Annotated in this window: 21 protein-coding genes; 10 read left to right on the plus strand and 11 right to left on the minus strand. The window is 70.3% G+C overall.

From position 1 onward, the window contains the following. Positions 1 to 56 precede the first annotated feature (56 nt). Both AB0B64_RS36705 and AB0B64_RS36710 read left to right on the plus strand, forming a co-directional pair. The gene (locus AB0B64_RS36705) at positions 57 to 1,004 is read left to right on the plus strand and encodes a quinone oxidoreductase (protein ID WP_357953656.1); all 948 of its coding nucleotides are present in this window, start codon (positions 57 to 59) and stop codon (positions 1,002 to 1,004) included. 18 nt (positions 1,005 to 1,022) lie between these two features. After that, the gene (locus AB0B64_RS36710) at positions 1,023 to 1,319 is read left to right on the plus strand and encodes a LysE family transporter (protein ID WP_358183282.1); all 297 of its coding nucleotides are present in this window, start codon (positions 1,023 to 1,025) and stop codon (positions 1,317 to 1,319) included. Between the two features lie 264 nt (positions 1,320 to 1,583). On the opposite strand, the gene AB0B64_RS36715 is transcribed toward AB0B64_RS36710, so the two are convergent. From AB0B64_RS36715 to stsA, 6 genes are all read right to left on the minus strand, one after another. Next, positions 1,584 to 2,411: an ABC transporter permease gene (locus tag AB0B64_RS36715; RefSeq protein WP_357953661.1), complete on the minus strand. Its 828-nt coding sequence runs from the start codon at positions 2,409 to 2,411 to the stop codon at positions 1,584 to 1,586. Beyond that, entirely contained in the window at positions 2,408 to 3,361 is a 954-nt protein-coding gene (locus tag AB0B64_RS36720; protein WP_358183286.1) for an ABC transporter ATP-binding protein, read from the minus strand. The genes AB0B64_RS36715 and AB0B64_RS36720 overlap by 4 nt, the downstream gene beginning before the upstream one ends. Further along, positions 3,358 to 4,107: a S24 family peptidase gene (locus tag AB0B64_RS36725; protein WP_358183289.1), complete on the minus strand. Its 750-nt coding sequence runs from the start codon at positions 4,105 to 4,107 to the stop codon at positions 3,358 to 3,360. Before AB0B64_RS36725 ends, AB0B64_RS36720 begins: the two co-directional genes overlap by 4 nt. Positions 4,108 to 4,126: 19 nt before the next feature. Then, positions 4,127 to 4,441 (minus strand): PqqD family protein, encoded by a 315-nt coding sequence (locus tag AB0B64_RS36730; RefSeq protein ID WP_357953667.1) that lies wholly within the window; start codon positions 4,439 to 4,441, stop codon positions 4,127 to 4,129. Next, positions 4,438 to 5,883, minus strand: coding sequence for a StsB family radical SAM/SPASM domain sactipeptide maturase (stsB, locus tag AB0B64_RS36735; protein WP_358183292.1), 1,446 nt, complete (start codon positions 5,881 to 5,883; stop codon positions 4,438 to 4,440). Before stsB ends, AB0B64_RS36730 begins: the two co-directional genes overlap by 4 nt. Positions 5,884 to 6,062: 179 nt before the next feature. Beyond that, positions 6,063 to 6,182, minus strand: a complete 120-nt coding sequence (gene stsA / locus AB0B64_RS36740; RefSeq protein ID WP_357953671.1) for a StsA family sactipeptide RiPP — start codon at positions 6,180 to 6,182, stop codon at positions 6,063 to 6,065. Between the two features lie 359 nt (positions 6,183 to 6,541). On the opposite strand from stsA, the gene AB0B64_RS36745 reads away from it, so the two are divergent. Then, a complete protein-coding gene (locus AB0B64_RS36745) occupies positions 6,542 to 7,354 on the plus strand; it encodes a patatin-like phospholipase family protein (RefSeq protein ID WP_358183295.1) in 813 nt (270 codons plus the stop codon). A gap of 29 nt (positions 7,355 to 7,383) precedes the next feature. Further along, the gene (locus AB0B64_RS36750; protein WP_358183299.1) at positions 7,384 to 8,394 is read left to right on the plus strand and encodes a 1-acyl-sn-glycerol-3-phosphate acyltransferase; all 1,011 of its coding nucleotides are present in this window, start codon (positions 7,384 to 7,386) and stop codon (positions 8,392 to 8,394) included. On the opposite strand, the gene AB0B64_RS36755 is transcribed toward AB0B64_RS36750, so the two are convergent. After that, positions 8,381 to 9,865, minus strand: coding sequence for a cobyric acid synthase (locus AB0B64_RS36755; RefSeq protein WP_358183502.1), 1,485 nt, complete (start codon positions 9,863 to 9,865; stop codon positions 8,381 to 8,383). The two genes, AB0B64_RS36750 and AB0B64_RS36755, sit on opposite strands and share 14 nt — an antisense overlap. Positions 9,866 to 9,921: 56 nt before the next feature. Continuing rightward, positions 9,922 to 11,157, minus strand: a complete 1,236-nt coding sequence (locus AB0B64_RS36760) for a PP2C family protein-serine/threonine phosphatase (protein WP_357953679.1) — start codon at positions 11,155 to 11,157, stop codon at positions 9,922 to 9,924. A 113-nt stretch (positions 11,158 to 11,270) separates the two neighbouring features. Here AB0B64_RS36760 and AB0B64_RS36765 point away from each other — a divergent pair, with 113 nt between their 5' ends. Further along, the gene (locus AB0B64_RS36765) at positions 11,271 to 13,439 is read left to right on the plus strand and encodes a helicase-associated domain-containing protein (protein WP_358183302.1); all 2,169 of its coding nucleotides are present in this window, start codon (positions 11,271 to 11,273) and stop codon (positions 13,437 to 13,439) included. A 63-nt stretch (positions 13,440 to 13,502) separates the two neighbouring features. Here the strand turns inward: AB0B64_RS36765 and AB0B64_RS36770 are convergent, their stop codons facing one another. After that, positions 13,503 to 13,760 carry an antitoxin gene (locus tag AB0B64_RS36770; protein ID WP_358183305.1) on the minus strand — a complete coding sequence of 86 codons (258 nt, stop codon included), beginning with the start codon at positions 13,758 to 13,760 and terminating at the stop codon, positions 13,503 to 13,505. A 174-nt stretch (positions 13,761 to 13,934) separates the two neighbouring features. Here AB0B64_RS36770 and AB0B64_RS36775 point away from each other — a divergent pair, with 174 nt between their 5' ends. The 3 genes from AB0B64_RS36775 (at position 13,935) to AB0B64_RS36785 (ending at position 17,023) form a co-directional block, all read left to right on the plus strand. Further along, positions 13,935 to 14,822 (plus strand): hypothetical protein, encoded by an 888-nt coding sequence (locus AB0B64_RS36775; RefSeq protein WP_357953684.1) that lies wholly within the window; start codon positions 13,935 to 13,937, stop codon positions 14,820 to 14,822. An 86-nt stretch (positions 14,823 to 14,908) separates the two neighbouring features. Further along, positions 14,909 to 15,700, plus strand: coding sequence for a DUF1206 domain-containing protein (locus AB0B64_RS36780; protein ID WP_357953686.1), 792 nt, complete (start codon positions 14,909 to 14,911; stop codon positions 15,698 to 15,700). Positions 15,701 to 15,811: 111 nt separating this feature from the next. After that, the gene (locus AB0B64_RS36785) at positions 15,812 to 17,023 is read left to right on the plus strand and encodes a dipeptidase (RefSeq protein ID WP_358183307.1); all 1,212 of its coding nucleotides are present in this window, start codon (positions 15,812 to 15,814) and stop codon (positions 17,021 to 17,023) included. Between the two features lie 3 nt (positions 17,024 to 17,026). Here the strand turns inward: AB0B64_RS36785 and AB0B64_RS36790 are convergent, their stop codons facing one another. Next, positions 17,027 to 17,935 carry a diacylglycerol kinase family protein gene (locus tag AB0B64_RS36790; protein WP_358183506.1) on the minus strand — a complete coding sequence of 303 codons (909 nt, stop codon included), beginning with the start codon at positions 17,933 to 17,935 and terminating at the stop codon, positions 17,027 to 17,029. A 98-nt stretch (positions 17,936 to 18,033) separates the two neighbouring features. Here AB0B64_RS36790 and AB0B64_RS36795 point away from each other — a divergent pair, with 98 nt between their 5' ends. Both AB0B64_RS36795 and AB0B64_RS36800 read left to right on the plus strand, forming a co-directional pair. Then, complete coding sequence (locus tag AB0B64_RS36795; RefSeq protein WP_358183310.1) at positions 18,034 to 18,780, plus strand: phosphatase PAP2 family protein; 747 nt, start codon at positions 18,034 to 18,036, stop codon at positions 18,778 to 18,780. Next, on the plus strand, positions 18,767 to 19,447 hold the full coding sequence (locus AB0B64_RS36800) for a phosphatase PAP2 family protein (protein WP_357953692.1): 681 nt from the start codon (positions 18,767 to 18,769) through the stop codon (positions 19,445 to 19,447). Before AB0B64_RS36795 ends, AB0B64_RS36800 begins: the two co-directional genes overlap by 14 nt. A gap of 7 nt (positions 19,448 to 19,454) precedes the next feature. Here AB0B64_RS36800 and AB0B64_RS36805 read toward each other — a convergent pair whose 3' ends face one another. Then, positions 19,455 to 19,943 (minus strand): hypothetical protein, encoded by a 489-nt coding sequence (locus AB0B64_RS36805; protein WP_357953694.1) that lies wholly within the window; start codon positions 19,941 to 19,943, stop codon positions 19,455 to 19,457. Between the last annotated feature and the right edge of the window lie 20 nt (positions 19,944 to 19,963).

Raw genomic sequence — 19,963 nt, forward strand, 5'->3', positions numbered from 1 at the left:
CCAAGGTTCTGTCGGAAGGTGGAATCGAGGGTGCGGACAAGAGGTTGACTAGGGGCATGCGTGCCATAGTCATCACCGCCCAGGGCGGCCCAGAGGTCCTCGAGTACGTAGAGCGTCCCGACCCGGAGCCAGGTGACGGGGAGATCGTGGTCGACGTCGCGGCCAGCGGCGTCAACTTCATCGACATCTACCACCGGTCCGGGGCGTACCCGCTCAATCTGCCCAGCTCGATCGGGTCGGAGGGGGCGGGTGTCGTCTCCGCCGTAGGCCCCGATGTGTCGGACGTGTCCGTCGGCGACACCGTGGCCTGGGCCAGCGTGCTCGGCAGTTACGCCGAGAAGGCCGTGGTCCCGGCCGACCGGGTGGTGCCCGTGCCCGCCGGCGTGCCGGCCGAGGTGGCCGCCGCGGCGATGCTGCAGGGCATGACGGCCCACTACCTCACGCACTCCACGTACGAGGTGAAGCCGGGCGACAGCGTCCTCGTACACGCGGGCGCCGGCGGCATGGGCCAGCTGCTCATCCAGCTCGCCAAGCTCAGGGGCGCGACCGTGCACACCACCGTCTCCAGCGAGGAGAAGGAGAAGGTGGCCCGCGCGGCCGGGGCCGACGAGGTGCTGCGCTACGACGACTTCGTCGACGTGCTGCGCAATCAGGTGGACGTGGTCTACGACGGCGTCGGGGCGGCCACGTTCGACGGCGGGCTGGCGGCGCTGCGTCCGCGCGGGCTCATGGCGCTGTACGGGGCGGCCAGCGGGCCCGTGCCGCCGGTCGATCCGCAGCGGCTCAACAAGGAGGGCTCGCTCTTCCTGACCAGGCCGACGCTGGTCAACTACATCGCCGAGCGGGAGGAGCTGCTGTGGCGCGCCTCCGACCTGTTCGGGTGGATCGCCGCCGGGGAGCTGAAGATCAACATCTCGCACCGGTATCCGATGGCCGAGGCGGGCCGTGCGCACGAGGACCTCGCCGCCCGCCGTACGACGGGCAAGCTGCTTCTGATCCCCTGAGCCCTGAGGCGTCGGGAGGTGTTCGGCACCGGCTTCCGGCGCGGCCTGCTCACGAACCTGCTGAACCCCAAGGTGGGTGCCTTCTACGTGGCGATGCTGCCGCAGTTCATCCCGGCGGACGCTCCGCACGCGGCCATGGGGCTGCTGCTGGCCGGGGTGCACGTGGGCGAGGGGCTTCTGTGGAGCGCCGTGCTGGTCGGCTTCGCCGCCCTCATGAGCGGCGCCCTGCGCACCCCGGCCGTCAAACGCCTGCTGGATCGCGTGACGGGGATCGTGATCGTCGCCTTCGGCATCCGCCTGGCCATGGACAGCTGAGGTCGTGACCCGGGTGTGAGAGGGAGATCCCCCTCACACCCGGGACCGGCCGGTCATCTTCTACAGGGCGGCGATCACGGGAATCCCGCTCCGCCCCCGGATAGGCGCTCGCACCAGCTCAGCCGGAGCCCGCGCCGGCACCGGTGTTGGCGTCGCACATGCACGTGCAGTGGATCACCGCCATCTCGACCGCCTGCAAGTCCAGTGCCTGGATCTGCGGGGTTTGCCACATGGTTGTTCACCTCCTCCCACCGCTTCGTCGGGTCAGAGCCGGCGGATGCGGCGGTTCATCACCGCGGCGATCACCGCGATGAGACCGGCCGCCACGGCCAGGAGGCCGAGCGCCGTCGGCCAGATCGAGCGCAGCCCGAAAAGGGCTCCGTCCCGGATGCATCCGATCCCGTACGTGACGGGATTGAGGACGGACAGGACGCGCAACGTCGCGGGCATCTGCTCGACCGGGTAGAAGGACGGGCTGGAGAACAGCAGCAACGGCCCGAGCACATTGATCATCACCATGAACCGCTGGAAGTCGTGCACGAATGTGGCCACCATGAGGAAGAACGCGTTGAACACCAGGGACGCGGCGACCGTTCCCACCGCCAGCGCCAGCCAGTGATCCACGGGCCAGTCCACGTGGAAGATCAGGACCCCGAGCAGCAGGGCCGCGGTGCTCTGGACGAGTACCAGCCCGGTGGTCGCGATGATCTTCCCGGCGATGTAGGCCGTCCGGCTCAGCGGATAGGACCAGAGCTCCACCGCCATGCCCCCGACCTCTTCCTGGAACAGGGACGTGCCCGTCGTCGACGACGCGGCCAGCATCGACGACAGCATGATCGCCGGGATGGTGAACTCGGGGTAGCTCACCAGGACCCCGTGATACCGGATGCTTCCCACCAGCCCGGTCAGAGAGGTGGAGAACACCAGAAGATAGATCGCCGTCGGAAGCACCGCCAGGAGGAGGTTCGTCCGATTCCTGGTCAGGAGCAGGAACTCCCGGTAGATGACCGCGCGCATCCCCGAGTCACGCAGGATCTGGAGACCGGGTGGCCTTCGCGTACCGGCGATGTCCTGGGCCGGGATGCTCGTCATCCGTTCTCCCCCCGTCGGCGATCCACCAGCGCGACATAGGCGTCCTCCAGCGACGGGACGCGGAATTCCACCGTCGCCCCGCGCTCGGCGGCGTCGCGTACCAGCCCGATCACGGCGCTCAGGTCCCCGTCGGCGAGCGAACCGCCGATCTCGATCTCATCGTGCGCGCAGGCGATGACGCAGTCGGCCGGGATGAGCGCGGACAGGCGATCACGATCCGCCGTCTCCGGCAGACGCAGCCTGATCGAGCGTTCGCCGAACTCGTTCACCAGCACGGACGGTGACTCGTCACGGATCAGCGCCCCACCGTCCATGATGAGGACGCGCGTGCAGTTTCGTTCGATCTCCTCGATGTAATGGCTGGTCCAGATGACCGTCGTCTCGTGCTCGCTGTTCAGCTTCCCGATCACCTCCCACATCTGCCGCCGGCCCTGGACGTCCAGACCGGTGGAGGGCTCGTCGAGGATCAGCAGCCGGGGAACCACGAGCAGGGCACGGACGAGCTGCAACCGCCGCCGCTGGCCGCCGGACAACGTGAACGCCAGCTGGTCCATGGCGCCTTCCAGACCGAATTGCGCGATCAGTTCGTCCACCCGGGAGCGCACCGTCCGCCACCGCAGGCCGCGGAACGACGCCGCGATCCGGAGGTTGTCCCTGGCCGACAGCATGTTGTCGACCGGCATCGACTGGTGCATCACCGCCACCCGCTGCTTGACCGTCGCCGCCTCGGCGAACGGGTCGCCGCCGAGGACCTGGACGCGTCCCGCGGTGGGCGTCGTCACGCCACAGAGCAGCTTGACGAGGGTGGTCTTGCCCGCGCCGTTGGGGCCCAGGAGGCCGACGACCGAGCCCTCCTCAAGGGTGAACGTGACAGCGTCTACGGCAGGACGAACCTTCGGCTTGTACAGCTTGGTCAGCGACCGGGTCGCGACAGCCGGGACCGGGGTCATGAATCGTCCCCCGTCACTCGGGGTGAGGGCGCCACCAGGGCGGACAGCCTGCGCAACGTCTCGGCGGCGTCGAGTGGCTCCTCGGGCTCACCCAGCCGTACGAAGACGTCGGCGGCCTCGCCGGGGATCAGGTGACCCGGCATCGGCTCGTGCAGCCGGCCGAAGGAGCAGCCCACCAGCACCTGCGCCCCCGGCGGCAGACCGCCGGGGCCCAGCACGTCGTACGCCGAGTGCACGGCGTGCTCGGTGACGCCGACGCACGGCCGGTCCCGGACCGCGGTCATGATCTCCTTCAGCACCGCGGCCGAGGCGCAGACCCCCTCACGGGGCCGCCGGTGCAGGGTCCACCAGGGAGGGACGAGGTCCTCCTCGCGGCCGGTCGTGGGCTCGACCAGCCAGACGTCGACGGGAGCCGGGCCCCGCAGAAGCGGCCACCGGGAGGGCTCCGGCCGCGGCGGGATCCCCTCGGCCAGCGCCACCACGTCCGGCCACGGCACGGGCGGGTCGAAGAGCAGGTGATGATCCCCGGCGGTGATGAGCCGGTCCCGCCCGACCGCGTGGACGCGATGGAGCACGAGCCGGCCGTCGGCACGGAACGCGATCACGTCGCCCGCCGTGATCGCGTCCGGGTCCACGGCGCTCAGCGTCACCCGATCGCCGTGCCTCAGCGTCGGCAGCATGCTGGCGCCGGTGACCGGAACGGCCACGGTCCCATGCGTCGCCAGCGCGCTCACGACGAGGTCCATCAGCTGCGCGGAGAGGGGATCAGTCGCCGTCGCGCCGCTGGGCGGGGACGCTTTCCGCCACGGGCTGCTCGACCAGGAGTCCGGCTTCGGCGAGAGTGCGGATGAAGCGGTCCGCGTCACCGGCGATGAGGTCCCGCTGTTTGTCATCCTGTGCTCCGAACTCCTCCGTGAGGGCAGCCACGATCGCGACTTGGTCGCCCTTGTCCACCAGGTGCCGCCAGATCGCGGCCGCGGTCGGGTTGAGGGTCTGGAACTCACCCGCCACTGTGTCGTACAACCGGATCTCGGTGCCCGCGTCGGACCACACCACGTTCGGGCTGACGATCCACTTCATTTCCCGCTCCCCACGACGTGGAGCGGAAGGCTGCGCCCAGGTGCGGCCGCTCCGACCGGCTGGAAGCCCTTCCAGTCGTCGTAGACCGGGTGTTCCTCCCCGGTCGCCACGAGCATCGGGCGGAACGCCTCTTCCTCGTTGTCGATGATGACCTCCCGGCCGGCTCCCGCGCCCACCCACATCGACGTGATCATCTGATGCCGCAGGATGCGGCACAGTGCCCGCGAGTTCCGCTTCAGGCTGCCCGACTCGGCCATGTGGTAGGCGCGGCAGCCACCGGCGCAGGCGCCCCGGATGTAGCAGCGGCGGCAGTCGGTCAGGTTGTCACCGGCGAAGACCGCGTTACTCCGCAGATCGGCCAGGACCGGCGAGGCGAACAGCTCCCGGAGCGAGCTCCTGCGGACGTTGCCCGCCAGGTGCTCGGTGCCGGTGACCAGCTTGCACGGGTACACGTTCCCGAGCGAGTTGACGTAGATCTCCGTACCGCCGAGCCCGCAGTTGATCCGGGTCTGGCAGGACTGCTGGCCCAGCGGCCCGTCCGGCAGGAGGTTCTTGGCCCGCGGATCGGTCCAGGAGAACTTGTGCAAGCGCTTGTATTCGGCCCAGCCGAACGAGTCGCCGTCCTGGGCGCCCCGGCCGAGATCGCTGTGGTGCATGGAGCGTACGAGGGCGACGTCGATGTCGGACAGCAGTTCCGCCAGCTCGGAGATGTGGTCGACGTTCTCCTGGGTGACCACGTGGTTGATGATGGGACGAACGCCCTCCGCGTTGAGCATCCGCAGCGCCGCGACCGTCTTGGCGAAGGTGCCCTTTCCACGGGTCCGTTCATGGATCTCGGCGGTCCCGCCGTCCATGCTCACGGTGACGGTCGAGAACGTGTCGGCGACCCGGCGGGCGGTCTCCTGCTTACGGATGATCGTGCCGTTCGTGATGATGTTGGCACGCATCCCGAGCTCCTTCACCCGGCCGGCGACGTCGAACAGGTCCTTGCGCAGCATGGGCTCCCCGCCGGTGAAGATCACCACCTCGGCGCCGAGTTCGGCGGCCTGGGTGACCAGGTCCAGGGACTCCGCCGTGTTCAGCTCCCCGGGCAGGGGTTTCTCGGAGGAGGCGTAACAGTAGGGGCAACGGAGATTACAACCGTCGGTGATCGCGTAGTAGACCATCTTCAGCGGCGCGTCGACCTGGCGCAGGGCGGGCTGCTTTCCCGGCAGGTAGATCAGCCAGCCCATGACAAGCCGGGCGAGTGCCCGCTCGGCCTGCGGCCGCACCGCGTCCGCGAACGGCTCGTCGTTCGCCAGCGCGCGAAGCAGGTCGAGCTCGGAGTCGTCGAGCACCGCCCAGGCGCCGAGCTCCGGATTGACGACGAGGTTTCGTGCACGGTCCTTGAAATAAACCAGGTCCTTGGGAACTGACGCGGATGTCAGAAGTTCGGCAAGCAAGGGATTCCCCTTCAACGAGGGCAGATTGGAGAAAGGTGGAGCGAGCCGGCCGGGACGTGTGACCACTGACCGTCCACGCCTCGGTCAGCCGGAAAGTCGGGAAACGCGCCCGTACCAGGGAGGCCGACCCGCCGTCGTGCGAACAGAACTCCGCCCCCGGACCGCGGATCAGATCACTTTCAGGAAGTCCCGGAGCCCGCTCCGGCGCCACCGTGGCATTCGCAGTGGCAGTTCGGCTCCACCATCTGCGCGGAGAACTCCGCGAACCTGATCTCCGGTGTGACCCATGCACTCGTCATCGTCTTTCACCTCCCTCAGCCCGTCAGAAAGCGTGCTCGGACCTTGAAACGCTCGTCAGGTGCCGGACCCGGACCCGCTGTTCGAGCCGCACAGGCAAAGACAGTTGATAACCGCCAGGCTCAGCGAGAAGTCGTCGTGCCTGATCTCGGGCGTGGACCACGTGGTCATTGCTTCCACCTCCCTCGCGTACCGGTCGTGTGCCGGAGGGATCGCCGATCCCGACCGGCTGGATACTCCTCTTAGTAGGGCGTTCCATCGGCGTTCCACCGGCTGTTCCATGTGCCGGGAGCGATCCGGGCGCCGTCGGGTCCGGCGCCCCTCCGGTCGGCTCCCTTCCGGATCCCGGTAACGTGCTGCTGTGCAGACGGCGTTCGTGCTCGGTGGCGGCGGTGTGCTCGGCGCGCACGAGGTGGGCATGCTTCAGGCGCTCGACGAGGAGGGCATCGTGCCCGACCTCGTGGTCGGCACGTCCGTCGGTGCCCTGAACGGCGTGCTGCTGGCCGCCGATCCCGGCCGCGCGGTGCAGCGGTTGTCGTCGCTGTGGCGGTCCGATGTGGTCCGTACGGCGTTCGCCGGTTCGTGGGTCACCCGGCTGTCCACCTTGGCGAAGACCGGTACCCATCTGCACCCGATCGGACCGCTTCGAGCGTTGTTGAGCGAGATGCTGCCGGTTTCAGAGATCGAGGACCTGGTGGTGCCGTTCCAGTGCGTGGCGGCCTCGGTGGAGCGGGCCACCGCCCACTGGTTCGACCAGGGGCCGCTGGTCGACGCCGTCCTGGCCTCGTGCGCGGTGCCCGGGCTGCTGCCGCCCGTGTCCATCGGCGGCGAGCACTTCTTCGACGGCGGCCTGGTGCACAGCATCCCCGTCGGCCGGGCCGTGCAACTGGGGGCCAAGCGCGTCTACGTCCTGCACGTCGGGCGGATCGAGCGGCCGCTCAGCGTGCCGCGGCGGCCCTGGGAGGTGGGCATGGTGGCCTTCGAGATCGCGCGCCGGCACCGGTTCGCCGAGGAGATGGCCACGCTGCCGCCCGACGTCGAGGTGCACGTGCTGCCCGCCGGAGTGACGCGGCCGCTGTCGAACCTGCGCTACCGCGACCTGTCCCAGATCTCTCACTACATCGAACGCGCCTATCACGCATCTTCCCGATACCTGCGGACAGGAGGACGATGAAGACCTGAACATCCTGGAGGCCGACGTTGTTGCCCCCACGCATCCTGCGACGGCTCATCCTCGCCCCCCTGGTCATCGTGGTGACCGTGGTCGTGCTCATCACGTTGCCGGTGTGGGTCGGGGTGACGTTCGCCGCCTCACTGCGGCTGCCGCCGCCGCAGCGCCGTGGGCTGCGCTTCGTCTGGTTCGGGGTGGCCTGGCTGACGCTGGAGTCGGCGGTGCTCATCGCCTGCCTCGGGCTCTGGGTGGCGGGGGCGTTCGGCCGCGACCGGGATCAGGAGCGGCACTACGCGCTGATCAGGTGGTTCCTGACCAAGGTGTACGGCGCCGCCGTACGGATCTTCCGGCTCACCGTCGACATCCACGAACCGCCGCTCACCGAAGAGGAGCGGGCCGCCCGTCTGACCCGCCCGGTGATCGTCCTGGCCCGGCACGCGGGTCCCGGCGACTCCTTCCTGCTGATCTACCATCTCCTCTCCCTGTACGGCCGGCGGCCCCGGATCGTGATGAAGGCGGCGCTGCAGATCGACCCGTCGCTGGACGTGGTGATCAACCGGCTGCCTAACGCCTTCGTGCCCCGCCGTACCGCCGAGAGCGGCATCATCGACGAGATCAAGCGGCTGTCCTCGACCATGGACGAGGACGACGCGCTGGTGATCTTCCCGGAGGGCGGCAACTTCACCCCGCGGCGCCGCCGGCTGGCGATCAGGCGGCTGGAGGAGAAGGGGCTGGACGAGGAGGCGTCACGGGCCCGCGGCATGGATCACCTGCTGCCGCCGCGCCCCGGTGGCGCCATCGCGGCCATCGAGTCCTGCCCGTCGGCCGACGTCGTCTTCGTCGCGCACACCGGCCTGGACGACCTCATCACGGTGGGCGACGTGTGGCGCAAACTCCCGGTCAGCGCGCACATCACCGCGAAGTGGTGGCGGGTGCCCGCCGCACGCATCCCCAAGGACCGCGAGGCGCGCATCCGCTGGCTGTACGACCAGTGGGAGCTCATCGACGACTGGATCAGCGCCCAGCGGCTCACCCTGCACTAGCCCCCGGCGGCAGCGGCGGGACGGCGGGCGGGCCGTTCTCGATGAGGTCGAGCAGGGCGTCCGTGTCGAGATGCTGCTCGACCAGGTCCCCGAGCGCGTCCAGGCGGCTCTCCCGCAGCAGGGCGAAGTCGGTGTCCGGCGCCGGGACGAAGGCGCGCCCGGCCCGCTCGGCCACCTCGGTGAGGAAGGCGCGGCGGAAGCCGTCGTTCTCCAGCGCGCCGTGCCAGGTGGTGCCCCACACGTCGCCCACGCGGCAGCCGTCGAGGAACGGCTCGCCGCCTTCGACGGTCGCGACGCCGTGGTGGATCTCGTACGCGCTCACCGGATGCCCGTACGCGTGACCGGCCGGGCGGCCGAGCGTCTTGCCCGCGGCGAACCGCACCCGGACCGGAAGCAGGCCCAGGCCGTCGACCCGGCCGGCGCCCGACTCGACGTCATCGTGGATCTCGCGGGCGAGCATCTGGTAACCGCCGCAGATGCCGAGAACGGGCCCGGTACGCCGCTGGACGGCGGCGGCCAGTCCCGTGTCGCGGAGCCAGGCCAGATCGTCGACCGTTGCGCGCGAGCCGGGCAGGACCACCAGGTCGGCGTCGTCGAGCTCCGCCGGGTCGGTCACGAAGCGGACGAGCACCCCGGGCTCGGCGGCCAGGGCGTCGAGGTCGGTGAAGTTGGAGATCCGCGGCAGCTTGACCACCGCCACGCGGAGCGTCTGGTCGCCGTGGGGCCGCTGCGGGGCGATCGAGCGGCTGCTGAGGGCCAGGGAGTCCTCGACGTCCATCCAGAGCCCGTCCAGCCAGGGCAGCACACCGTAGACGCGGCGGCCGGTGAGGTCTCTGAGCTGGTCCAGGCCGGGTTCGAGCAGCTCGACAGCGCCTCGGAACTTGTTCACGACAAATCCGGAAATGAGGGCTTGGTCGGCGGCGTCCAGCAGGCCGACTGTGCCGTAGAAGGCGGCGAAGACGCCGCCGCGGTCGATGTCGCCCACCACGATCACGGGCAGGTTCGCCGCCCTGGCCAGGCCCATGTTGGCGATGTCGCCCCGGCGCAGGTTGATCTCCGCGGGGCTGCCGGCGCCCTCGCAGATGACCACGTCGTACGAGCTTCGCAGCCGGTCGAGCGAGGCCAGCGCGCTCTCGCGGAGCAGGTCCTTGAGCCGGCCATACTCCATCGCGTCGACGTCGGCCACCGGCTGCCCCATGAGGACCACCTGGCTGCGGCGGTCGCTGCCCGGCTTGAGCAGGATCGGGTTCATGTCGGCGACGGGTTCGAGGCCCGCGGCCCGCGCCTGCGCGGCCTGGGCCCGGCCGATCTCGGCGCCGTCGGCGGTGACGTACGAGTTCAGTGACATGTTCTGGGCCTTGAACGGCGCCACGCGGACACCCTTACGGGCCAGCCAGCGGCAGATCCCGGCGGTGACGACGCTCTTGCCCGCGTCCGACGTGGTGCCCGCGACCAACAGCGCTCCGCTCATCATGGCTCACATCGTAGGGCGGTGCTGCTTTTGCTCACATCGCGCGTCAAAGCCGCTCACATCGTGAGCCGGTGCTCCTTCTCGCCGCGCCACTCCACGCTCAGCACCGTGGCGTCGTCCTGGAGCCGGCCGTGCTGGTGCGCGAGGATCGACTGGATCAGCCGGCGCAGCGTCTCCGGCGCCGAGACCCCGTCGGCTTCGCGGCGCACGACGAAGTCGGTGAACCGCTCAAGCCCGAACATCTCCCCCTCCGGGCTCTGCGCCTCGACGATGCCGTCGGTGTAGAAGAGCAGGCGGTCGCCGGGTTCGAGCTGGTAGTGCTCCAGACCGGCGGACAGGCCCAGCCGGAAGCCCATCGGCGGCGACGGCACCGTCTCCAGGATGGCGACCCGGCGGCCCCGCCGGATCACCAGCGGCGGATAGTGCCCGCGGTTGACCCAGGTCAGCTCGCCGGTCTTGAGGTTCAGGTCGGCGAGGATGCCCGTGGCGAAGCGGGTCATGTCGAACTGGTCGGCTATCGCCTCGTCGATGGCCTCGCTCGCCGCCAGCAGGCCGGTCCCCCGTCGCCGGTTGTTGCGGCAGGCGCCGACGGCGATCGTCGCGGTCAGCCCCGCGGAGATGTCGTGCCCCATGGCGTCGAAGATCGACAGATGCAGCGTGTCTCCGGCGATGGCGAAGTCGAACGCGTCGCCGCCCACGTCGTAGGCGGGCTCCAGGGCGGCGCTGACCACCACCTTGTCGTTGGCGAAGCTGCTGTTGGGCATCAGGTTCCACAGCACCTCGGCCGACAGGGTCATCGACTCCGCGCGCACCAGCGAGGCGTAGGTGTCGCTGATGGAGCGCTTGCTGATCACCATCAGGGAGACCAGGCCCGCCAGCTGCTTCACCAGCAGGTCGGCGGCCTCATCGTGGGCGGAGACGGTCACCGCCAGCATGCCGATCCGTTCGGTGCCGTCGAGCAGCGGCACCCACAGCCGCCGCCGGTCCTCGTCGGGCGGCGGCTCCGGCTCTCCTTCGACGGCGTGCTTGGCCTGAACGATCTCCACATTGCGATAGGCCCGCCCGGCGAGGGTGGAGTCGATGCGGATCGCCTGCAGCGACTCCCCCGCCGCGTCGCGCTGGCCGGGCAGCGGGACGAGATACTGCTGCTGCAGGTCGACCACGTAGATCGTGGCGTGGGAGAACCCGGCCGGCTCGGCGTGCAGAGCGAGCAGGGCCGGCAGGTCCTCGATCGTGGCCAGGTGACTCGCGTCCAGCAGGGCGCCCAGCATGGCCTCTCCCTCACCTCGCATGGGCGCGCCTCCTACGTCTCCCTGAGGCTTCATACCCCGATGAGAGCCCCTAGACCTGCTGGTTCTCCGCGAGGAGGAAGAGTTGGCGGCCGCCGCGTACTACGCTGCCAGGCATGCCCCGCGACGCCCTCATGGACTGGCTCTCCACGCGCGCTCCCGAGCAGTTGGCGCTCGTGGCCGATCGCGGCGCGCTACGCGTTCGCGGTCGCGAGCCGTCGCTGGAGGACTACGCCCATCTGCTCAACCAGGATCTTGTGGTCTCCCGGCTGGTGGGCTTCTGCACGCTCCCGGAGCTTCAGGTCCTGCGCGCGATCGCCTGGCTGGCCGCCCAGCGCTACGGCCCCTTCCCCGACGACTACTGGCGCACCCCCGACCCACGCCCGGTTCCCCGGGCCGAGCTGCTGACCCTCCTGGCGGGACAGGACCAGGACCTGCGGGCGGAGGCGGACGCCGCCCTGGCACGGCTGGCCGACCAGGCCCTGCTCCAGCCGCCCCATGGCGAGCAGTGCTCGGTGGCGCCCTACGTCCACCGGAACCTGGCGGACGGCATGGGGCTGGGCCGCTCCGTCGCCTACCTCGTCGCCCGCTATTTCAACGCGCCCGAGGTTCATCGCCTGGCCACCGCGCTGGGGCTGGACAAGGCGCCGAGCCGGGAAGCCGCCGAACGCGACGTCGTGGCGTACCTGACGGATCCGGTACGCCTGCGTGCCCTGCTGGACAAGGCGCCCGCCTCGGCCACGGAGCTGCTGGAGCGGCTCACGTACGAGGGGCCCATGGTCGAGGCCCACTGTTTCCACCAGGCAGGGTCGTACGGCAGCAACAAGTACGTCTTCGCCGGCGGTTCGGGACACGCCGGCGCGGACTGGCTGGCGGCGCGCGGGCTGCTGCTCCCAGCGGGCGTGCCCCACATAGCCGAACTGCCGGCCGAGGTCGCTATCGCGGTCCGGGGCGAGCTGCGGGCGACGTTCACCCCCTACCCTCCCGAGCCGCACGACCTGGAACGGGCCGAGGGCATCGAGCCAGCGGCCGCGGCGGCGTTGGCCACGCTCACCTGGCAACTCGAACGGTTGCTCACCGGCTGCGCCGAACAGCCGCTCACCCTCCGCAAATCCGGCGGTGTCGCGGTGCGCGACACCAAACGCCTGGCCAAGGACATCGCCGACCCGGAGACCGTCCGCTTCCTGCTGGAGCTCTGCTTCCGCGCCGGCCTGCTGGGCCTCCTGGCCGAGCCCACCGAGCCGCCCGCGAACCGCCGCGCCAAGGTGCCGCCGCCCACCCAGGTCGTCCTGCCCACCACGGCCTATGACCGCTGGCTGTCGCGCACTCCCGCCCAGCGGCTGGTGCCGATCATCGCCGCCTGGACCGTGTGCCGCGACATCCCGCTCTGGTGGCCCGACCCCGACCAGACGCCCGTCGCCCTGGCCGGCCTGGACGACCCGGACGCCGTCAGCCTGCGTTACGCGCTGCTGGAGGCCCTGGGTGCCGCCCCTTCGCTGCGCGCGGCCGACGCGCTGCCGTACCTGGTGCCCGCGGCGACCTGGCACCGCCCCGCACGGATACCGCAGGGGGCGGCCGGTGCCCAGCGCATCGAGTCCACGCTCCGCGAGGCCGCGCTCCTCGGCGTCATCGGCCAGGGCGCCTTGACCCGGCTCGGCCACACCGTGCTCGACCTGCTCCGTACCGGCGAGGCATGGAAGAGCGCGGACGCCGCGCTCGCCCCGGTCCTGACCGACATGCTGCCCGCGCCCCGGACCACGGCCCGCTTCCAGACCGACCTGACCGCCGTGGTGAGCGGCGCCCCTGAGGCGAAACTGGCCGCCCTGCTCAACGCGGTCGGCGTGCGCGAATCGGAAGGCCACGCGGTGGTGTGGCGCATCAGCCACGCCTCGGTACGCCACGCCCTCGACTCCGGCCACCAGCCGGACGCCCTGCTCGACCAGCTCCGGGCCGTGGCGGAGGGCGAGCTGCCGCAGCCGCTGGAATATCTGATCAAGGACGTGGGACGGACGCATGGGCGGATGCGGGTGGTGCGATCCGGCTGCTGCATCCGCTCCGACGACGAGGCGCTGCTGGCCGAGCTCGTCCACGCCAAGCCGCTGCGCGCGCTCGGCCTGCGGTTGATCGCCCCGACCGTTTTGATCAGCGCCAGCCCGGAGCGGGAGACGGTGACCGCCCTGCGAGCGGCGGGCTACGCCCCGGCAGTGGAGGCCGAGACGGGCGCCACGCTGGTGGAACAGCCCGCCACCCGGCGCGCCCCTGATCCACGTAGGCGTCGCCGTTAGGACCCGCTAGCAGCGGACGCCGCGCCGGCCGCTCGCGCTTCGGCAAGTCGTCGTCAGTCCGGGCTACTCCGGTGGCTGCTGCGGCTGACCGGGCTGTGTCGGTGGCTGACCTGGCTGCGTCGGCGGCTGACCGGGCTGCGGTTCGCCTCCTCCGTAACGGCGCCGGACCGTGTCCGCGCCCTTTTCGACCTGGTCGTCGTACTTGTGGCCGGTCCGCTCCTTGGCGAACCGCTCGGCGCGATCCAGCACCTGGTCAGCCTGCTTGGAGTGCCCTCTGGCCAGGTCCTCGGCCTTCTTCAGCCATTCTCCGATGCGGCTCATAAGTGTTCCCCTCCTCGTGCCTTACAGTCGGCCCCTACCCAGAGGCGGCGCGAGGTCACACCGGTGTCCGCGACATGAGAGCTCGCAGGACATAGGGCATGATGCCGGCGAGCACGATGGCCGGGACCGACGTTGAGTCCCGGCCGGCCCGCTCGGGCTCCTACGATACGGCGCATGACCACGCACGGATTCACGCTCACCGCCGAGGGCCCGTTCGACTTCGGTGCCTCGCTGCGCTTCGTCGAGGACTGGCCGGCCACCAGCGCGCTGCCCTCCGACGGGCGGGCGCTGCGCTTCGCCTACTGCGCGGAGTCCGACTGGCTGCCCATCGGCGTGACCGTGACGGGCGCGCCGGGCGGGGTCGCCGTCGCCACGACGCGGCCCGCGGGGCCGGGCATCCGTGGCGAGGTGGCACGGATCCTGTCCCTCGACGTGGACGGCGCCGGTTTCGCCCGGCTCGGTGAGGCCGACCCGGTGCTCGGCGACCTGCAGCGGGCCCGGCCCGGCCTGCGGCCGGTGTGCTTCTGGAGCCCGTGGGAGGCGGCGTGCTGGGCGGTGATCGTACAGCGCTCGTCGATGCTCATCGCCGCCCGCCTCAAGCAGCGCATCGCGGAGCGGTACGGCGCGAAGGTCACCCTGGACGGACAGGTGTACCCGGCATTTCCCCCGCCCGTGACGCTGCTGGAGGCCGGCGGCCTGGGCCTGCCCGCGCAGAAGGAGGAGTGGGTGCGCGGGCTGGCCCGCGCGGCGCTCGACGGCCTGCTCACCACCGAGCACCTGCGCTCGCTCGCCCCGGAGGAGGCGCTGTCCGAGCTGCGGGCCCTACCCGGCGTGGGGCCGTTCTCCGCCGGTCTCATCCTCATTCGCGGCGCGGGCGCGCCGGACGCGTTCCCGGGCGACGAGCCGCGCCTGTTCGCGATCCTGCGTGAGGCGTACGGCCTGCCGGAGGACGCGCCGCCGGCCGCGTACCGGAAACTGGCCGAGGCGTGGCGGCCCTACCGCTCCTGGGCCTCCTTCCTGTTCCGGGCCTCCACCTACGGCGTCATGGACGATCGGGATTGAGCACCGTCCCTGGTCTGCTCGGGTGAAGGTCTGAAGCGCGGAATCCGGGGCAGTCCGAGGGTCTTTGACGACTCTCGGGAGAATCCATGAGCGAAGCTGAGGCGATGGCACGCCGGGCGGCAGACAGCCCGGCTATGGACAAACTCGCGCGGGTTGGGCTGGTTTGTCGTGGCGTGCTTTATGGGCTGATCGGGGTGCTGGCGATCCAGATCGCGTTCGGCGGCGGTGGGAAGCAGGCCGACAAGAACGGGGCGATCAGTACGGTGGCCGCGCTGCCGTTCGGGGCCGTGCTCTTATGGATCATGGTCGTCGGGTTCGCCGCGCTGGCACTGTGGCAGGCGTCCGAGGCGATCTTCGGCGCCCACAAGCTCAAGGACCGGGTCGAGCCGGCCAGCCGGACCGTGGTCTACGTGGTCATCTGCGCCGCACTGCTGACCATGCTGCTGACCGGCAAGACCGGGTCCGATGACAAGCGGTCCCAGGATCTGACCGGCAAGCTGCTCGCGCTGCCGGCCGGGCAGATCATCGTGGGCCTGATCGGGCTCGGCATCGTCGCGCTCGGCGTCTACTGGGTGCGGTACGGCATCAAGAAGGAGTTCCGCAAACAGCTCAGGCCGATGCCGCCGCGAGCCGGCGCGGTGATGGACCGGCTGGGACTCGCCGGGTACATCGCGCGCGGCCTGATCGCCGGCCTGGCCGGGGTCTTCGTGATCCAGGCGGCCATCACCTTCGACCCCGACAAGGCCGGGGGCATCGACGCGACGCTCAGGGCGTTCGCCGACACCCCGGCGGGGCCCTGGCTGCTGGCGGTGGTGGCGCTGGGGCTGCTGCTGTTCGCCGTGTACTGCTTGGGAGAGGCCCGCTGGCGGCGTACCTGAGCCGTCGCTTCCTACGGTGCACCGGGCGGCGCGCGCCCGGTGCGCCGTGGCGAGCGAGCCGGACGTAGGTCGATCCGCCACGACGGCGTGCCCTGTGATTGGCTGATCGGCATGGAAGCACCTTCTCTGAGCACGTCCACCGACTCGTTGCGTCACGTGACCGAGCTGCTGCGCGAGCACCCGCTGATCGACGGGCACAACGATCTGCCCTGGGCGGCGCGCCAGCTCGTCGGCTACGACTTCGACCGGCTCGAGATCAGCGGTGACACCTCCGATCGGACCCATACCGACCTGCCCCGGCTGGCGGCCGGGATGGTCGGCGGGCAGTTCTGGTCGGTTTTCGTGCCGTGCGGGCTGCCCGGTGGGCAAGCGGTCACCGCGACCTTGGAGCAGATCGACTGCGTACGAGCCATGGTCCGGCGCTACCCCGACCAGCTGGCCCTGGCGACCACAGCCGACGAGGTAGAGCGGATCTTCGCCGGTGGGCGGATCGCGTCGCTGATGGGCGCCGAGGGCGGTCATTCGATCGACTGCTCGCTGGGGACGCTGCGGATGCTGTACGCCCTCGGCGTCCGCTACATGACGCTGACCCACAACGACAACACCCCCTGGGCCGACTCCGCGACCGACGAGCCGGTGAACCATGGACTGTCCGCGTTCGGAGAGGAGGTCGTACGGGAGATGAACAGGCTGGGCATGCTGGTCGACCTGTCCCACGTGTCGGCCGACACGATGCGGCACGCCCTGGGCGTGACGCGGGCGCCGGTGATCTTCTCCCATTCGTCGGCGCGCGCGATCTGTTCCGCGCCGCGCAACGTACCGGATGACGTGCTGGAGACGCTGGCGGGCAACGGCGGGGTGTGCATGGCCGTGTTCGTGCCCTCCTTCGTGTCGCAGGCCAACTGGGAGTGGCGGCAGGCGGGCACCGACGCCGCCCGCACGGCCGGGGTGAACACCCATGACTACGAGGCGACCCACGAGTTCCTGGCCACCTGGGAGAAGTCGCACCCCAAGCCCGCTGTCACGCTCGACGACGTGGTGGCGCACCTCGAGCACATCCGCGAAGTGGCCGGTATCGACCATCTCGGCATCGGCGGCGACTACGACGGGTGCGACGGGCTGCCCGTCGGCCTGGAAGACGTGCGCGGCTACCCTCGGCTGTTCGCGGCCCTGGCCGACCGGGGCTGGTCCGACGACGATCTGGCGAAGGTGGCCGGGCGCAACGTGCTGCGGGCGCTGCGCGGCGCCGAGGCCACCGCCGCCGACCTGCGGGATCGCGAGCAGCCGAGCACGGTACGGTTCAGCGCGGCCGCCGGCTCATAACGACTACCCGTCCCAGATCTCGTCTGAGCGCCCGTCCGGTGGCAGGCAGACCGTGAGGGCGCCCGGGACGGCCTTCGCCTTGAGGCGGGTGGTGGCCTCGCGGTCGCCGCCGTCGAGCTCGTACGTCAGCGGAGCGCCGAACCGGGCGGACACCTTCCTGGCGCGGGTGATCCGGACGAACGGCGAGTCGTCGGAGCGTCCCGTGGCCATCCTGCCGATCACCCGGGCCCATTGGACCGGCCCCTGGGCGGTGGAGACCCCGACGTCCAGCCAGCCGTCGTCCGGCTGGGCGTCGTCGAACGCCTCGATGCCGCCGGCGATCGTGCTCACGTTGCCCAGCAGCAGGCAACTCGCCTCCCCGTCGAACCAGGTCGTCCCATCGATCTTGATCTCCATCGGCACCAGCGGCCCGCCGACGTGCCGGACGGCCGCCTTGACGTAGCTGAGCCTGCCGAGCCGCTCCTTGGCCTGCCTGTCGGCGTCGGCGATCATCTCGGCCTCGAACCCGGCCCCCGCCATCACCGCGAAGTGCTCGCCGTTCAGCACTCCCAGGTCCAGCTTCTCCCGGCGGCCATGGAAGCCGATGCGTACCGCCTCTTCGAGGTCGATGGGGATGCCGACGTTGTTGGCGAACAGGTTCCCGGTCCCCGCCGGGAGGACCGCCATCGGCACTCCGGAGCCGGCCATCACGTCGGCGCACCGTTGCACCATGCCGTCGCCGCCCCAGACGAACACCAGGTCGGCGCCCTTCTTGAGCGCCTCGCGGACCTTCTTGCGCGCCTTCTTGCTCTTGGGCACCTCGTACCAGAGGAGCTCGCCGACGTCCTCTTCGGTGATGAGCACGCGCAGCCTGTCCAGGCCTGCGCCGAGAGTCTTCTTGCGGTGCGCGACGACCGCCACGGTGGGGGACATGGTCACCGGACTACCCTCGGCACCGGTTTTCAGGCAGGAATCAATGGCCGCTGTCTGGGTAGCCGAGCGCGAATGCCGAACGAGGGAGGATCAGGACAGTGAGCCGCCAATGGGTCAAAGCTCGCGTCGATCCTGACCGCAGTCTGGGGCTGCGGCTGACGATCGCCAGCCTCGCGGTGGCGCTCATCATGGTCCCGTTCAGTCTGTTGCTCGTCGTGGCCAAGATGCCGGTCAACGGGCTGGACAAGCACGTCGCCGATGATCTGCACGCGTACGCGATCACCCATCCAGGCGTGACCAGGGTGCTCATCGTGTGGACGGATCTGTTCGGCCCGTGGCCGTGGCGGATCGCGGTCATCGTGTTCGCCGCCTGGCTGTGGCACAAGGGCGCGCGACGGCTGGCCGTCTGGGCCATCGCCACCATCACCGTGGGCGGGCTGCTCGGCCTGGCACTCAAGATCATTACTGCCCGCGCCAGACCGCACCTGCCGGATCCCGTCGCGCTCGCGCCCGGCGACTCCTTCCCGTCGGGCCACGCGGTCAACGTGACGCTCGGCGCGGGAGTGGTCGTCCTGCTCCTCCTGCCCATGCTGCCCCGGTGGGGGCGGCGCCTGACCTGGGCCGTCGCCTGGTTTTTGGTGCTGTCGGTCGGCTACACCCGGATCGCGCTCGGCGTGCACTGGGTGAGCGACGTGGTCGCCGGGATCATCCTGGGCGTGGCCGTGGTCGCCGCCACCGCGGCGGGATTCGAGACGTGGCGGCGCGAGCAGGGCCGCAGGCCCAACTCGCCGCTGGCCGAAGGAGTGGAACCCGAGTCAGAGAAGGTGACCCATGACCAAAGCTGAGCACGTGAAGTATTACGCGCTGACGATCTTATTGCCGATGCTGCTGATGGCCGCGGTGACGTTCGGCGTGGGCAAGCTGATCGTCGCCTGGCCCACCGGCGAGGCGGAGGTGAGCCGGAGCCTGGCCGCCGGCCGCACCCCGCTGTGGAACACGCTCACCGACTTCGGCACCAGCCTCTCGGACACTCCCTACATCGTGGCACTCACCGCGATAGCCGCGATCGTCTTCAGACTCGTGTACAAGCGCTGGCGGGAATCGATCTTCCTGATCGCGGCCGTCTGGAGCCAGTCGCTCATCTTCCTGGCCACCACCACACCCGTCGGCCGGCACCGGCCGCCGGTACAGCACATCGACCCGGCCCCGCCCACCTCCAGCTTCCCGTCGGGGCACGTCAGCGCCGCCGTCGGGTTCTACTGCTCGGTCGCGCTCATCCTGAGCATGCACGTCCGCAACAGGGCGCTCCAGGTGGTGATCTGGGTGCTCGGCATCGCCGCCCCGCTCATCGTCGCCTTCTCCCGCCTGTACCGGGGCATGCACTTCCTCACCGACATCACCTGGGGCCTGCTGCTCGGCATCGGCTGCGTGGTGATGGCCGCTCGGGCGATCTTGTACCGGCGTGACAGGCAGCGTGGGCATCAGGCGCCGGAGCTCGTTCGACCGGCGTAGATGGCTCCTATTTGAGAACGTGGCCGACGAGCTTCCCGCCGTTCCCGGCGACGGCCAGGCAGTACGCCGTCCTGCTCTTCGGCCAGTCCTGCTCCGCTGGGACGATCTCGATGAAGCCGACCTCCTCCCTCCTCGATGCCACGTACCGCAGCCTGGGCGCGCAGCCGTTCTCGGCCAGCCGTCGCATCTCGGCCAGGCCCGGCCATGGGCCGTCGGCGATGACGTACCTGGCCCCGTACTCCGCCGAGTGCGGCACCGTGCAAGGCACCACGGTCACCATGAAGCTCTCGGGCATGGGCTCGATGCAGTCGCCGGGGCGTAGTTCGGTGGCGTGATACTGCACCCCGGCTGCCGGGCTCGCCGCCCCGCTGGAAGATTCGGCGGACGGGGCGGGCTGCGCCGATACGGCTGGAGGCGTCGCTACGGCGGGGGGCGTGGCGCTGCAGCCCAAGAGTGCGGCCAGCAGGCACACGCCCGCGAGTAAGGGACGGGTCATGGGACCGGATGATGGCAGGT

This window comes from Nonomuraea sp. NPDC049129, from assembly GCF_040648495.1.
Lineage (GTDB): Bacteria > Actinomycetota > Actinomycetes > Streptosporangiales > Streptosporangiaceae > Nonomuraea.